The sequence below is a fragment of the Metamycoplasma hyosynoviae genome, from assembly GCF_004365165.1.
GTDB lineage: Bacteria > Bacillota_I > Bacilli_A > Mycoplasmatales > Metamycoplasmataceae > Metamycoplasma > Metamycoplasma hyosynoviae.
In genome coordinates this window covers 165,061-181,502 of record NZ_SOCH01000003.1, presented here as the reverse complement: position 1 = coordinate 181,502, position 16,442 = coordinate 165,061, and the positions used below count along the sequence as shown (strand labels likewise).

General features: G+C 24.3%; 12 protein-coding genes. 6 read left to right on the top strand and 6 right to left on the bottom strand.

Going from position 1 to position 16,442, the window contains the following annotated elements:
* The first annotated feature begins 41 nt into the window (after positions 1-41).
* The 5 genes from JN03_RS09285 (at position 42) to JN03_RS09265 (ending at position 9,010) form a co-directional block, all read left to right on the top strand.
* Positions 42-1,088, top strand: a complete 1,047-nt coding sequence (locus JN03_RS09285; protein WP_036441025.1) for a dsDNA nuclease domain-containing protein — start codon at positions 42-44, stop codon at positions 1,086-1,088.
* A complete protein-coding gene (locus tag JN03_RS09280; RefSeq protein WP_036441022.1) occupies positions 1,072-2,751 on the top strand; it encodes a coiled-coil domain-containing protein in 1,680 nt (559 codons plus the stop codon). The genes JN03_RS09285 and JN03_RS09280 overlap by 17 nt, the downstream gene beginning before the upstream one ends.
* 324 nt (positions 2,752-3,075) lie before the next feature.
* Positions 3,076-4,758 (top strand): class I SAM-dependent DNA methyltransferase, encoded by a 1,683-nt coding sequence (locus JN03_RS09275; RefSeq protein WP_134076616.1) that lies wholly within the window; start codon positions 3,076-3,078, stop codon positions 4,756-4,758.
* On the top strand, positions 4,745-5,845 hold the full coding sequence (locus JN03_RS09270; protein ID WP_036441573.1) for a restriction endonuclease subunit S: 1,101 nt from the start codon (positions 4,745-4,747) through the stop codon (positions 5,843-5,845). The genes JN03_RS09275 and JN03_RS09270 overlap by 14 nt, the downstream gene beginning before the upstream one ends.
* Positions 5,846-9,010, top strand: a complete 3,165-nt coding sequence (locus JN03_RS09265; RefSeq protein ID WP_051599322.1) for a type I restriction endonuclease subunit R — start codon at positions 5,846-5,848, stop codon at positions 9,008-9,010.
* A 37-nt stretch (positions 9,011-9,047) separates the two neighbouring features.
* On the opposite strand, the gene JN03_RS01965 is transcribed toward JN03_RS09265, so the two are convergent.
* The 4 genes from JN03_RS01965 to JN03_RS09250 are packed head-to-tail and all read right to left on the bottom strand — an operon-like array spanning position 9,048 to position 12,720.
* Positions 9,048-9,488: a hypothetical protein gene (locus tag JN03_RS01965; protein ID WP_036441565.1), complete on the bottom strand. Its 441-nt coding sequence runs from the start codon at positions 9,486-9,488 to the stop codon at positions 9,048-9,050.
* Positions 9,489-9,499: 11 nt separating this feature from the next.
* The gene (locus JN03_RS09260) at positions 9,500-10,270 is read right to left on the bottom strand and encodes a hypothetical protein (protein ID WP_134076615.1); all 771 of its coding nucleotides are present in this window, start codon (positions 10,268-10,270) and stop codon (positions 9,500-9,502) included.
* A 1-nt stretch (position 10,271) separates the two neighbouring features.
* On the bottom strand, positions 10,272-12,110 hold the full coding sequence (locus JN03_RS09255) for an MAG3240 family lipoprotein (protein WP_134076614.1): 1,839 nt from the start codon (positions 12,108-12,110) through the stop codon (positions 10,272-10,274).
* A 13-nt stretch (positions 12,111-12,123) separates the two neighbouring features.
* Complete coding sequence (locus JN03_RS09250) at positions 12,124-12,720, bottom strand: hypothetical protein (RefSeq protein ID WP_036443170.1); 597 nt, start codon at positions 12,718-12,720, stop codon at positions 12,124-12,126.
* Between the two features lie 172 nt (positions 12,721-12,892).
* Between JN03_RS09250 and JN03_RS09245 the strand changes: the two genes are divergently transcribed.
* Positions 12,893-14,548: a M28 family metallopeptidase gene (locus tag JN03_RS09245; protein WP_036443167.1), complete on the top strand. Its 1,656-nt coding sequence runs from the start codon at positions 12,893-12,895 to the stop codon at positions 14,546-14,548.
* Positions 14,549-14,704: 156 nt separating this feature from the next.
* Here the strand turns inward: JN03_RS09245 and JN03_RS09240 are convergent, their stop codons facing one another.
* Positions 14,705-15,193 carry a hypothetical protein gene (locus JN03_RS09240; protein WP_134076613.1) on the bottom strand — a complete coding sequence of 163 codons (489 nt, stop codon included), beginning with the start codon at positions 15,191-15,193 and terminating at the stop codon, positions 14,705-14,707.
* A 53-nt stretch (positions 15,194-15,246) separates the two neighbouring features.
* Positions 15,247-16,257, bottom strand: coding sequence for a site-specific integrase (locus tag JN03_RS09235; RefSeq protein ID WP_134076612.1), 1,011 nt, complete (start codon positions 16,255-16,257; stop codon positions 15,247-15,249).
* Between the last annotated feature and the right edge of the window lie 185 nt (positions 16,258-16,442).

The following is a 16,442-nucleotide window of genomic DNA, read 5'->3' as shown; positions in this document are numbered from 1 at the left end:
AGGAAAGTTTAATGATAAATTTTTAAAAAACAAAAAAATTTATGGATAGAAAAGATTATTATATGAATTTGCCGAAAGAATCTTCTGGAAGCATTGCAAAAAATAGATTTAAAATAGAAGTGTTATGAGGCATTGGTAAAATTTTAGATGAATACATAGCAAAAAGAAGTTATACTATTTTTTTTGATTATAAATGTGATATAGAGTTACATAATGATAATGGAATTTGATTTTATCAAATTAAAACGCTAAATGATGGTAATTTTAATTTAAATAAGTTGTGTAAAGTACAAAAAAATAAAAAAAACTCTATTTTAGGAAAAATACTCAAATTATATTCTCCTGAACAAAATATAAAATTAGCTATTGTTTCTAATGTGAGACTAAAAATAAAAAATAGGCGTAATCAATTTAAAGAACAATGTTTCAATGATTTTGATCAAGATGCACTTGAATATATTGAAAAAATGTTATGTGAAGAATTGGAAGTTAAATCAATATGTTTTAATGATGTTTTTTATATATATGATAATATTAATTTACTAAATTATGATGAAACTATTTTAGGTAAATTAGTACAATGCTTTTCTAAAAGTGAAAGGGGAGAAATACCAAATCCTAATGCATTTTTCAATTTAATATATCAAACTGCAACAAAAAAAGCAAGTTGTGAAAGTGATTTTTCTACATTTGAAGAAGCAAAGAAAAACAAAGGTTTTACTAGTGAAGAATTTGAGCAACTTTTAAATACACATATAGATTCATCAGATATATGAATTGAAAAAACAAGAGAATATATTGGTCAACAAATAAAAATGCCAGAAAAAAGAAAATACAATATAGCTCTTGCGGAAATAATTCAAAAACAGAATGATCTTTCTTTAAAGAAAATAGAAAAAGAAATCTTTAAATACATTGAGAAAAATAATCCTATAACTAATGATATTAATTCATATTTAAGAATAATTTCAGAAAAATTTGATAAAAATTTTGAAGTTGAATATTCAGAAATAACAAAAAGAGTTGTATATCTATTAGTTTACCATATATATGCTTGAGGTGGAGAAGTAAATGAAAATAATATTTAAAAAAATTTATATATTTGATTTAAAAACAAAAAAAGCATATTTTACTGAATTTGAAGAGGGGCTTAATGTAATTACATCAAGCGAAAAAAATGGAAATGAAAGAGGAAAATCTCTTTTATTAAGAAGTTTATACCATACATTAGGAGCTGATTGTTATTTTTCTAAAAAATGAGATCAAAAAAGCAAAGTATATATTTTGTTTCTTGAAGTAGATGGCAAAGGTTATGTAATTTTTAGAAGTGAAAAATTATTTAAGATATTTAATGAAAAAATTGAGCTTATGTATAAATGTAATAACAGATGAGAATTAGCAAATACATTAGAAAAAATATTTAATTTTTCAATATGAATCCCAAATAGAAAAGAAAACAAATTGAATATAGCACCACCAGCATATAGTTATTTAATCAATTTCATAGATCAAGATTGATATAAAGGTTCATATTTTAAATCATTCAAAAATCTTGAACAATTTGAAAATTTTAAACTTTCAGTTATTTATTCACATTTGGGTATTTATAATAAAAAATATTTCGAACGTATAAAAGAAAAAGAAAAAATAGAAGATAACATTAAAGAAATAAAATATGAAATTGAATTTCGAACAAAAATGAAAAAGGAACTTGAATCAGATTTAGTGAATTATTCATGTCCTGAAAATTATGAAGAACTAAAAAATGAAATTTTGCTTGAATCTCAAACTTATTCATCTTTAATTAGTGAAATGAGTAAAATAAGAAACAAAATTATTGATTTAAAAAATCAATTAATTCAACAAAAAATGATCATTGGTCAAATAACAGAAAATGTGAAAAGTACAGAAAAAGATATTAATAATATTTGAAAAACAAATAAATGTATTGAATGCAATTCTCTTTTAAATAATAAATTTAAAATATTGAGTAAAAAATACAACTATATTGATAATATTCACTTTATGAAAAATATTTTAGATAATGAGAATTTAGATATAAAAAGAGATTTGGAAAAATATAGAACAAAATACTTAAATTTTGTTGAACAGCTAAATGAATATGATAAAAAAATTAGTAAAAATGAAATAGAAATTAAAGAATATTTTAAATTTAGAGAAATAAATAATTTAGTTAATAATCTTAAAAAAGATTTAATATCCCTCCCCAGAGAGATAGAAAATTTAAATATTAAATTAAATAAATTAAAAGAAATTAATGATGTAAAAGATAAAATCAAATCGATTGACATTGCTTATAAAACATTGATTAGTAAATTGAAATCTAAATTTAAATTAGAAGAATTAGGTGATGATAATTTTGATAGAATATCAAAAAATTTTTCTGGAAGTGGAAGTCGTGTTCCACTTGTAACTTTGATTTGATATTTTACTATTAATGATTTAAAGCAAAAATTTAATCCTAATGGTGCAATGTTTCCGATGGTTCTTGATAGTCCTAATAATGCTGAAACAGACGAAGATAAGAAAAAAGAGATATTTAAATATATTATTGAATCATCAAAAAAATTTGATCAATTAATTTTTTCAACAATAGGATTTTCAGAAGATGACTATAACATTGAAACTAATGTAAATATTAAAGTTTTAAAAAATGAGAAATATAAATTGTTAGATAAAGATACATATGAAAAAAACATTGAGATTTTAAATATCACTAATTTTGCTTAATAAGATTGATAAATATTTTCTATTTTTATTGTAAAAAAAGTTAATTTATTTCATAATCTCTAATTAAAAAAATAACATAATATTACCTTTGCTAGAAACACATAGTATAAAGGATTTTTTTAGTAAAAAAGATATATTTTATTGTTAATATAGGTTAGAATATAATGAATAATTACTAAAAATAAATATAAATAAACTCGCAATGATTTTATATATAAACAACTTTTACATTGATCAATCAAAAAAACTAATTTTAATAAATGGTGAGAATTATAAAAATAGTTCAACCCTTATTAAAAGAATATAACTAGAGGATATAAAACAATGGCTACAAAAAAAGAAAATAAACAGAAACCACTTGAACAAGTTTTAATGGATTCATGTAATAAGCTTCGTTCAAATATGAGTGGTATAAATTATATGTATTTTGTAATGGGATTGGTTTTCTTAAAATTTGCATCCATTAAATTTGAAAAAAGAAGAGAAGAATTATTAAATTCAAAAGATAATTTTGCTGTTAATTTTTCATCTTTCTATGCTGAGAAAAATGTATTTTATATTCCTGAATATGCAAGATGATCTTTCATAAAAGACCATGCAAAAACAGGAGCGAAAATAAAAATTATAGAAAATGGAAAAGAAGTAGAAAAGAATTACACAATCGGAATGCTGATTGATTTTGCTCTAGAAGAATTAGAAAAATCTAACCCACAATTGCGGGGGGGGGGGGCATTACCAATAGGAATCTATGGTAAATCAACACTTCCAGATGCAAATTTTGTTTCACTAATCAATGAAATTGATAAAGTTCATGAGGATGAAGAACATCCGATGAACGATTTAATTGGAAAAACATACCAATATATGTTAAATGCATTTGCCATTAAAACTGCAGATGAAAAAGGTGAATTTTACACACCAGATAATATTGTTGATTTAATTACAACATTAATTGAACCTTATAAGGGAAGAGTATATGATCCTTGTTGTGGTTCAGGTGGTATGTTTGTTCAATCATATAAATTTGTTGAAGCACATAAATTAGATATTAATGATATTTCTGTGTATGGTCAAGAATCTAATCCAGATACTTGAAAACTTGCAAAAATGAATTTGGGTATTCGTGGGATTCCTGCAAATTTAGGTAAGAAAGCTGCAGATACTTTTGGCGACGATCAACATAAAAATGAAAAATTTGATTTTATTATTGCAAATCCACCATTCAATCTTAAAAATTGAAGAAGTGATAAAGCTTTAACAAATGATGTTAGATGAATAGGATATGGTGTGCCGCCTGCATCTAATGCTAACTATGCTTGAATTCTTCATATGTTATCTAAACTGTCAGCAAATGGAGTTGCTGGATTTTTGCTTGCAAACGGTGCATTAAGTGATACTAATACCACTAAAATAAGAGAAAATTTAATTAAAAATGACAAAATAGAAGCAATAATAATTCTCCCAAGAGAAATGTTTTACTATACAGATATTTCTGTAACCTTATGAATTATGAATAATAATAAAAATAGTAGAAATGTATTTCAAGATGGGGAAGAAGTGTTGCTTCGAAATAGAACTAATGAAATATTATTTATGGATTTAAGAAAAATGGGATATCAGTCTTCTGAAGGATATAAAATGTTAGATGATGCTGATATGAAATTAGTGAAAAAGACTTTGAATGCTTGGCAATCCATAGAATGAAAATCGGTTTATAAAGATGTTCCTGAATTTTGTCAAAGTTGTAATATTAATGAAATTAGAAATGGTATAACAGATAAAAAACAAAAAGAAAATGGAACTAATATTAGTGTGTCTGACAATGATTCTCTATGATCATTAATACCTTCTAAATATATTGAATTTATTGATCATGATTTGGAAATTGATTTTCCAAAAGAAATGAGTCGTATTCAAAAAGAGATGAAACAATTATTAAAAGAAGAAAAGAAAATTCAAGAACAATTGAAAGAAGCTTTTGAAGGTATTGGATATGGCATTGAGTAGATTGGGAGACTATATTGAATTGGTTGATGTTCGAAACATAGATGGCAAATATGGTATTGATGTATTAAAAGGTATATCAATAAAAAAAGTATTAACACCAACCAAAGCTAATACAAGAAATTTAGATTTAAAGTCTTATAAAGTTCTTAAACACAATTGATTTACTTATTCTTATGTTACATCTAGAAATGGAAACAAAATTAGTATAGCTTATAATGATGATTCTGATTGTATTATTTCATCGATAAATCCAGTTTTCAGAATAAAAGATAATAGTAAATTATTATCAAGATATTTAATGATGTTTTTTAATCGTTCTGATTTTGATAGGTATGCAAGATTTAATTCTTGAGGTTCTGCAAGAGAAACATTTAATTGAGATGATTTTTGCAATATCGAATTCGAAATCCCTTCTGTAGAAATTCAAAAAAAATATGTTTCCATTTATGAAACAATGTTATCAAATCTTCGCTCTTATGAAAAGGGAATTGATGATTTAAAACTTGTATGTCAAGGATATATAGAATCTTTGCGAAAAAAATATGGACAAGAAGAAATTGGAAAATATATACAAGAAATTAAAATCAAAAATAAAGATAAAAAAATTAAAAAATTTTTGGGAATAAGCCAAAATGGTTTTATTTTGCCAAAACAAAAAATAAATAAATTGGAAAATTACAATGTATTTGGAAAAAATAATATTGTATATAGTCCAATTGATTTTAGCTGTGTATGTATTTATAAAGAAAATGACTATGCTGCATGTTCACCAATTTATGTTGTATTTAAAGTTAAAGATGAAAATATACTTAATCCAGATTATTTAATGATGTGATTAAAAAGAACTGAATTTTCGAGATTAACTGAATTTTATTCAATTAATAGTGTAAGGAATATGTTTAGTTTTGATTTAATGTCAGAGGTTAAAATTTGCATTCCTAATATAAAAATTCAAAATAATATTGTAAATATTTTGAATGCAATAAACAGCAGAGAAAAATGTGCGTTAATTTTAAAATCAAAAATTTCTTCAATTTGTCCTATTTTAATTAGAGGATCAATTTTAGAATCACAAGGTGGTAAATAAGTGTTAGAATGAAAGTATTTAGAAAATAATTTTGAGAGAACAGTCATAGAACTTTTTGAGAAAGAAAATTATATTTATGAATATGGTCGTAATATTCATAGAGAGAATATTGAAATATTGCTTATTAATGATTTTAAGGAATATTTATTAAAAAGATATAAACAATTAAATTTAAAAGAAGAAGAAATTGACAATATTATTTATGATCTTTTATCTTCTAAAGGCATTTCATTATACTCAACAATGAAATTAACTTTAAACAAACTTAGAAAAGGATGTGTTCTTAATAGAAGCAAATATAATTTGCAAAATGAATTTATTCAATATTTTGATTATGAAAATGTAGAAAATAATATATTCAAAATTGTGAACCAATTTGAAGTTAAAGGTCAAAAGAAATGTATTCTTGATATAGTTGTTTTTATTAATGGTATACCTGTATCTACTATTGAACTAAAAAACCCAAGTAATACTAACACTAAACTTCGTAATGCATACGAACAACTTTGTGATAAATATGCTAAAAACATTGAAAATCTTATGAGATTTTCATTTATTTCAGTTATTTCTGATGGTGTAAATACTAAATATGGTTCATTATTCGCGGATTTTGAACATTATTTTCCTTGAAAATCAACTGATGGAAAAAAATATAGCAAAGATGGAATAGAAAGTTTATTATCTATGGTTTCTGGTCTATTCAAACATAAAACTTTATTAAATTTAATTCACCATTATATATACTTTCCTGATTCTTCAAAAAATGATTTAATGATCCTCCCTAAATATTCTCAATATTATGCTGCTGAATTATTATTTGAAAATATTATGAATAATAATAAGAATAATAAAAACAGGAACAAAGGTGGCACTTATTTTGGGGCTACTGGATGTGGAAAATCTTACACAATGCTATTTTTAACAAAAAGATTAACCACAGAAAAAGAACTTAAGTCACCTACAGTTTTATTATTGACAGATAGAAATGATTTAGATGATCAATTATCTAAAATATTTGAATCATCTAAAGAGTATTTAATCGATAATAACACTATGAAAATTGCCACAAGAGAAAAATTGTATGAAAAACTTAATGGTATTACTAGTGGTGGCATATTTTTAATGACTATTCAAAAATTTGATGAAAATATAAAATTATTAAGCAATAGAAATAATATTTTTTGTATTTCTGATGAAGCACATAGAACACAAGTAAATTTAGATGCTACATTGAAAATTGAAAAAGATGGTATAAAAAAACACTATGGATTTGCAAAAAATTTAAGAAATGCTTTCCCAAATGCAACTTTTATAGGGTTTACTGGAACTCCAATTGATGCAACTATTAAAGCTTTTGGCCCTGTTATAGCATCATATAAAATGAAACAAGCTGTTGATGATGGATCAACTGTTGGTATTAGTTTACTTTCGGGACCTTTGGAATTAAAACTTGATGAAAAAAAATTAGCTATTGTTGATAAATATTATGAAAAGCAATTAGAAATAGGTACTAATAAATTTGAAATAAATAATTCAATAAAGGAAGTAGCTACAGTTCGCACTATCATTGATAATGATTCTCGATTAGATTCAATTGTTGAACATTTTATTAAACACTATGAATTAAGAATAAAAGAAGCAGCAACTGTAAAGGGTAAAGCTATGTTTGTTTGTTATGATAGAAAAATAGCTTTTAAAGTTTACAAAAAAATTATTGAAAAAAGACCAGAGTGAAATATCAAGAAAAAAACACAAGAAGATGCATCAAAATTTTCTGCTGAACAATTAAATAGATTAATGCCTGTTGAAATGATCAAATTTATTGCAACACGAACTTCAAATGATGAAGAAGAACTATACAACGCTTTAGAAGATGCACAAAATAAAGATTTAGCAACATTATTCAAAGATGAAAATTCTAATTTAAAAATTGTAATAGTTGTTGATATGTGAATTACAGGATTTGACTGCGAATGTTTGGATACGATGTATATTGATAAACCACTTGAAAAACATAGTTTGATTCAAACTATTTCTCGTGTAAATCGTGTATTTGAAGGAAAAGATAAAGGTTTAGTTGTTGATTATATAGGTATCGAAAATTCACTTTCTGAAGCAATGCAATTTTATAGTGATGATATAAATCCTATTTCAGAAATAGAATCATCATATGCTATTTTTAAAGAACAAATGGCTAATGTTGAAAAATTAATGAAAGGATTTGATTATTCATTATTTGAAACCAGTAATAATATTGATAGATTATTAATACTAAATAAAGCTATTGAATTTATTCAAATTAGTAAAAAACGAGAAACTGAATTTGTTATGTTAGTTCAAAAATTAAAAAAAGCATTTGATGTTTGTGTTGGCGATTCGCGTATTACTGATTCTCAAATGTTTAAATTACATTTTTATTGTTCTGTTAGAAGTACAATTATGAAATTAAATAAAGAAGATACACCTGATTCTGAAAGAATGAATTTAGAGGTAAAAAAACTTGTTGATGAATGCATTGCAGCATTAGAAAATAATGATGAAAAACAAATTACTGAAACAGAAATATTTAGTGATAAATATCTAAAAGAAATTGAAAAAATTAAACATAGAAACACTAAGTTTAAAATTCTTTTAAAATATTTAAAAGAAACTATTGATAGATATTCAAGAAGAAATATATATAAAGCTGAAGAATTTTCTAAGAGAATGAGAAAATTAATTGATAAATATAATAATCGTGATGAACAAAAAATAATTTCAACTGATGATATATTTAATAAATTTATTGATTCTTTAAGTCAAGAAGCTGAAAAGATTTTTGAAGATTTGAAGAAAGATAATGAGAAATACACTAAACTAAAAATTGAATTTGATGAAGCAACATTTTATGATATTTTAATTGATATTCGTGACAAATATGGATTTGAATATAAAGATCAAGATATTGTGGGATTAGCAAAAAAAATTAAAGAAATAGTAGATAGTAAAACTAAATACACAGATTGATCTTCAAAAGAAAATATAATAGCAAATTTAGAATCAGACATTATTCGTCTATTAAATAACAATAATTATCCACCTGCAACCTTTAAAGATGTTTATAATAAAATTTTGACTCAATTAAAAAATTTTGAAGGATATCAAAATAATAAATTTTTGTGATAAATGCTTTTATTTTGCTTTTAAATTTATTTATTAAAAATTAATGATCTAAAGGAATGAATGTATCAGCTTCAACAGCATTTTCTCTTTCAAGACAAATAACTTTATAGTTACATTGTGGAAGTTTGGTTTCTATATTTATAGAAAAATTAATTTCCATAATATGTACACTACTTATTTTTGAAATATCAGGATATTCAAATTCAAAGTATTTTTTAAATACTTCATCTTTGCATAATGCAAAGCCATTTTTTTTATATTTATTTATTAACTTTTCCATTTCGTTTGCATGTTGATATGAAAAAGGTGAATTATTTTTTGTTTTGAATATAAAAGCATTTTGAATTTCTTGAAGTTGAGAACTAGAAAGACGCAAATTACTATCATTAGAATTTTTAGTGTTATTGCATTTTAAAGAAATAGGTAAAATTAACATAGTAGGAACTAATGACGTGGTAATTAGTAGTGTTTTTAGTTTCATAAATTGCCTTTTTATGCCAATAATTTTAAAAATTTTTCAATGATTGAATAATTTGTATCTTCATTTAAGATTGTAAAAATTATATTGAAATTTTTGTCTAAATCAATGTGATTAACATTATCATATATATTTTGCTTAGCATTTTTATAATCACCATAAAATTTCAATAATTTGCCTTCACTTTTACCTTGTTTAATTTCTTCAAGGACATCTTTTAAAAGTTTAATAACATTTAAAAGAGGGGGCGGGGTTTCTTCTTCAAAAATTTTTAAATCATAGTTTTTATTAACAATAAATTCATCATATGATTTATCAATTTCTATTTTAGCATCCTCTAATTTTGTAGGATTTTTATCAAAATCATTATTTTCTAAATAAAAATTTAAATCTGAAAGACGTGAAATAATAGTTTTAATTAATCAATTTAATTTAAATAACGATTTTGAAAAAGGTTCAATATTAGCATTTTCTATATTAAAGTTTAAATCATAGTATTTTTGTAGGTTTGATTTTAAAACTTCTATAGATTGTTCTACAATTAATTCGCTAAATAAAGTTGCAAGATTGCTATATTCTTGAAAAAATAAATAGTATTTTTCATTAAATTCACGCATTATTTTTTTAATTTCTAATGCTTTATTTACAAATTTTTGTTGAAAATATTGATTAGTTTCACTATTAACGACATTATTATTTTCAACTGGTTTTATGTTTTTACAACTTATTGTTGTAATAAAAGTAGTTGAAGCTAAAAGCATAGAAGAAAATAAAAGCTTTTTCATATTATATTTTCCTCTTTTCTAAAACTTTAAAACCATTTGGCTCTGAACCTGAATAATTTAAAAAACCATTAATTTGTATTTTGAGTTTATAAAAAGGAGTTTCGTTTTTGGTTTTGAAATCTAAATCTTTTTCATTTAAAAACTTATAGAAATTAAAGGTTAGTTCTAATGTTCCGTTATTGTTGCCTTTAATTTCATCAAGCTCAATTTTCTTAATTCCAGTATGAATTTTTTCTTCTTCATTTTCAAGAGCATAAGCTAATAAATAATTATTTAAATGAGCAGTTAACATTAATAAATCATCATTATCTTTTGAAAGAGATTCTGCATTCACTAAATTCCGATTTTTTCATTTTGTATTCATTTTTAAAATCGCTTCTTTTACAAGTGATGCAAATGGTTTGGAAGAATCATTTTCATCGATAAAATCATCTAGCAAAATACCTTTTGGTGCTTTTTGTATATTTTCACGGAAAGTGAAAAAATCGGTGCTTTTGAGTTTATCAACTGAAAGATTTTTTAAAATAAGTCCTTTTAATAAATGCCCATGGTCATCAAAATTTTGGCTTAAAAGAACATAGCGTTTTTCTTCACCTGATTTTTTAATTACTTTAATTATTAATTTAATAATTTGATCAGTGTCAAAATAATTAGTAAATTGAACATCTTCAATTTCATATTTTTCATCAACATCTTTATATATTTTAGGAACATCAAGGAAAAGCAGCTTATCTTTAAATTTAGTAAATAAATAAACCAGTCCTTTTGAATTTCAATAATCAATATTTTGATAAACTTTAATAAAATTATTGATGTTATCTTGTACATCTAAAAAAGATGTACTTTTAATTTTTAAAATAGGATTTTGTACATAATCATTAAAAAGAGGAAGTTTTTCTTGAAGACCTTTTTGTCCTATTCCAAATTTTAAATTTGTTTGATAGTTTCTAAAATTATCAATATAAAAAGTTTTATTTTTTATTTCATCAGTAATTATATTTTTGTTATTAAAATCAATTATTTCACTCAATTTAAATGAAACAAAATCAAAAGTAGAACTTTTATCAGGTTTAATTTCAGTTTTAAGTCAATTAACTTTAATTTCTTTAATGTTTAAATTAAATTTATTTAAATATAAGACTAAAAACTTAAAAAATGTTTCACGGAATATATTTGCTTCTTGTGTAAGTCAAGTAACTGCTTGAATATATTGGTTTTTAAATATATTATTTAAAAACACAGCTTCACCTTTTTTATTAACAATATTGTGATTATTTACAAGGCCTTTATTTATCTTGATGTCTTCTACTAGTCTAAATATAATTGTTTGAAAATCAAAAAAATAAGGATCGCCTATTCTGTAATAATCTTTTTTTGCCAATCCACTTAAAAAATAAAACCAACTAGCATTATATCCATCATATTTTTTAATATCTTCAAATTTATACTCTGTAAAAAGAGCGGAAAATTCATTTGAATTTTTATTATCTTGCACTACTTTAATATTATTATAATTTGAAATTATTTGATTTCAAGGTTTGCGAAATTCAAAATCTAATGTATATCTTTTATTATTTTTATCCAATAACAAATTTCCATTAGCACTAGGCAAAAGTCCTTCAAGATATTTCTTTTCTTGACTTTTTCCTATGATAAATAAAAAAGGAGTTATATTATGCAAATTTATTATTTGATGAAGTGTCAAACGTTTTAAATATTTTCTTGTGATGATATTTTCATCGATTTGGACTTTGATAGTGTTATTGCATTTTTTCGAAAGCAAAGGAATAAAACAAACTGATGGAAGAATAGAAAGAGCAAAAAAATTTATTTTTTTCATATTGTAATTTTTCCTATTCTTCTAAATCTTTTCCTAAATCTAAAAAGACTTTACCACTTCCTTCGGTTTGCTTTCCATCCAAACATCTAATTTTAAAATAATAGTAAATATTTCTTTTTTCAGCATTTCAATCAAAATAGCAATACACTATGTGATTGCCAGCAAAATAACGTAAATTAGGAATATAAACATCTAAATATTTACTAAAATCAGGATGTGATAAACTTTCTGCATAAAATACATATCGTCCTAAACTATCTTTAGAATCTTTAAATCAAACTTTTATTTTTTCTCATAAATCTTGAATATATTTATCTTTTTGAGTAGAAGATTTTAATATTTGGTATTCTTTTTTAGCAAAATCTGTCATTTTAAAAGCAGCATTTTCAATAACTTCTCTAACTTTTTGTGCTAATTCTTCACCAATTAGTCCCTCATCACGATTAACATCTTCACCTGGTTTTTCATCTGAAAATAAATCAGCATTAGGATTTTTGCAAGATACTGAAAACAAAAAAGATGTACTTATAGCAATAAGTGGTAGTGAAAATAAGGCAATTTTCTTTAAAGAAGGCTTTTTTAAATATATATTTTTCTTTTGATGTGGCATACAATTTGTTAATGTAAAATAAATTATATTATTAATTTTTTCGAACTTTTTCAATTAAATAATAATTGCATTGACTAACAAATAACACTTATTTGGCGGTATTAAATATATAATTTTTATAGTCGCAAAAAAATACTTTATCGCAGACAAAGGAAAAAAAATCTCACAATATATGAAAAAACAGAAGATTATAGCAATTGTTTCACCATTAGCAATTGCATCTATTTTAGCCCCAATTGCAACCATTTCAGTTCAATGCGGAAGCAAAGCATTGCCAAAAGATTTGGAAGTATATAAACAATTTCAGTCTTTCATAAATACAACTCATGGGAGGAAGACCGGAAATTTAAATAATTTTAAAAAAGAAAGTCTAGAAGCCGAATTTAATGCAGATGGCTCTCTAAAAGCACACAAAGGTATAAAACTTCCAGCAGGAAAAGAACTAACATCAGAAGTGCTACAACCATATTATCCATTAGAAGATGCTAATGTGGATAAAAAAGTTAATATATATGGAAGCTATAGAGCATTCCAATATTTAAGAAAAACCATTGCTGATATGGGTTATAAAGACCATACCGGCAATATAATAAAATATCCTAAGCAAAATAAAGTAGAAGCTACAGCTATTACTGCCGAAACAGGAACAAGAATAGCTAATTTAGAAGATGGAGAAAAAACTATAACAGTTTATTCTGATGACCAACCAATTGTAAAAGAAATGAAAGAACACATCAAAAAAGATGGTTTCATCTCACAAGGTTTCTTATATCAATTAGGTGGTACAAAAGGACAAGTAATTAATACTAACAATATTGGAACTAATATTGTAGTAACAATTAATCCTTCTGAAAAAGTAACCAAAACTAAAGATGGCAAAACATTAGAAGTAAAAGATTTCTATATTGTCTCACACTTTGACTCAACAAATAATGTTGGACCTAAGGGTGTGTCATGAGGCGCTACTGATAATGGTTCAGGAGTTTCAGTAAACCTATCACTTTTAAAATACTTTTCAGATCCTAAAAATAGAGATAATTTAGGAGTTAGATTACACCTAGTATTTGTTGATGCAGAAGAAATTGGTGTTATGGGATCGCAAGCATTTGTTGAACAATTCTTGATTTCGAATATCCAAGGCAATAAAGAAACTAATGAGCTTCTAGCAAGCTCATTAGGTATGATAAATATGGATACAGTTTCAGGTGGAGACAAAATGTATGTTCACTCACCAAATACAAAACAAGATCCAAACTTAGGTTCGGCAAGTGGTAATTTATCAACAACAATTCGTGATCAACTACACTCACTTTCAAAATTAAGAAGTCAAAAATTAAATGATTCTGCTCAAGAACTTGAAATTCACCCACAATTTAGTCCAACTCAATATGGTGCGGGTGAAACAGGAGATTGATCAGACCACTTCCCATTCTATAATAAAGCTAAATTACCTGTAGCATATATTGAATCAACTAACTTTGCAATATTTTCAAAAACTGGTTCATATGATGGCTATGCTCAAACTACAAATCCAAAAGCATGAGTACTTAAAAATGGTAAAAATATGCAACTTGTAAAAAGAACATTAAATGGTGGATTACTTGAAGTTTATGATTGACCTGAAGGCATAACAAGAAAAGATATAGCTATAGCTGGTGACATTTGACATAGTGATCTAGACACTAACAAATGAGTAGATGAAAATCTAGGTGCGAGATTTTATAGACAACTTGATACCGTGCTAGAAACATTAAAAACATTCTTAGTTTCTATGTGAGAAATAGGTGATGATGGTAATGGAACACCTATAATCAACTACACAATATAATCAATTTAAAATAATAATTAACGCGATTGAATCTTTAATCGCGTTTTTTATATGTATAAAGTCCTAAAAAAAATCCCGACATATAGTCCCGAAAACAAAATTTTTATCTTATTTCAAAACTATTATTGTTCTTCAACAAATATTTTAACCCAAAAACTAAATAAATGTAATTTCTTTCATATTTTTATCATAAAAAAATCACTTATTTTGTTTTTTATATGCAAAAATTACGTAATAATTTCTTTTAGTTGCATACGTTTTAATGTATTTGAAATTGTTAAATTTGTTATTTGGTTTAACTTGAATTACATAAGTTTTATCATTAAAACTAGCTATTAGATCTATTCCAATAACAGCGTCAAGTATTAAAAAGCTTGGTTTTACAGAAAAACCTTTTTCACTTAAAATATTAAGTAATTCTTTCTCTCTTTTCTGATTAATATAACCATAATAAAATATGACGTTATAAGCCAATGAAAAGTTTTCTGCGGTGTGTTTGTTGTTCTTGTGCAAATAATGCCCTAAAATCGCGCAAAAAGGGGCAGAATAAGCGTTTTTAAAATCTTCAAAAGTCTTAAAATCATTCTTTCAAAGAATTTCTTTAATATTTATCCCCAAATCTTTATAAGTTGGAAGTTTTAACATATATACATTTTAAGTAAAAAAAATAAAAAAAATAGCAATAGCTATTTAAATAATTAATTTTTATGTTTTAAGATATCTTCTTCAACCAAATGAAGCGAAAAGAAACTATTATTTTGTTGTTCTAATTTTGCTTTTAGATTTGCAATTTCTTTTCTTAATTTTTGATTTTCTATATTCAAATCAATTTCGTTATTTTTATTATTTGTATCAATTAAAAAATTAGATATATTATGTTGCATTTCAGAAAGCTTTTTGTTTGCTAATGTAGGATTATATGTCAAATATGTTGAAGCAGTTACACTAGAATTAACGTGACCTAATATTTTAGATATTTCTTCGATTGTATGATTTTCAGCTGAAAGAGTAACAAATGTATGCCTTAATATATGAGCTGATATCTTATTTTTAAAATCTTTATGTTTATTTAATACATATTGTTGAAATACTTGGAAATAGTTTTTAATCGTTTTAGTTTTAATGTTTAAGTTTATATCGTTATCTATAGCTTCTCGAATATCTTTGAATATCCCATTATCGCTTTTTATTATTCTAAATGCTCTAGGGTTATTGTTCTTAGAAGTTTTAATTATTGTTTCATAATTATTTGCTTTCAAAGCTTCTCAATTAACATTTTCTAATTCACTAACTCTCACACCTGTTGTTAATAGTATTTTGAATATTATTTCGAACTTATAATTTCCAAATAGCTTTAATTCATTAAGCAATAACGCTAATTCTTCTTTTGTATATGATCTTCTAGTACCTCTTTCGATTCTATACTTGTTAATTCTTTCATTAAAAGGTATATAAACTCTATTTCTTTTTGAAAATCATTCACAAAAGCTTCGATAAATTGCTCTTATTGTAAATAGTGAATTAGTACATAAATTTGAATTATCTAATATGAAATTTATTTGATTTAATAATTCATCAACAGTTTTTCAATTTGTTAATTTATTTAAAGCAAACTTGTATGTTGCAAGTGTCTTTGCACTTCTATTATTAGTTGAAATACTCTTTTCAAAATCTGCGTAGAATATTTCTAGTTGTTCAATATTTTTCATTTTTCTCCTTTTAATTGGAGAAATTAACAAATTATTTAAATAGCAAGATATTCTATGTTATAATAATTATGCAATTTCTCGGTGAGATAAATTAGGGAGAAATTGCTCTTTTTTTTATTAATTTCTCCGTAGGTTGCTAAAAATAAAAAAGTGATAAATATTACAGTAATACCTACCACATGTCT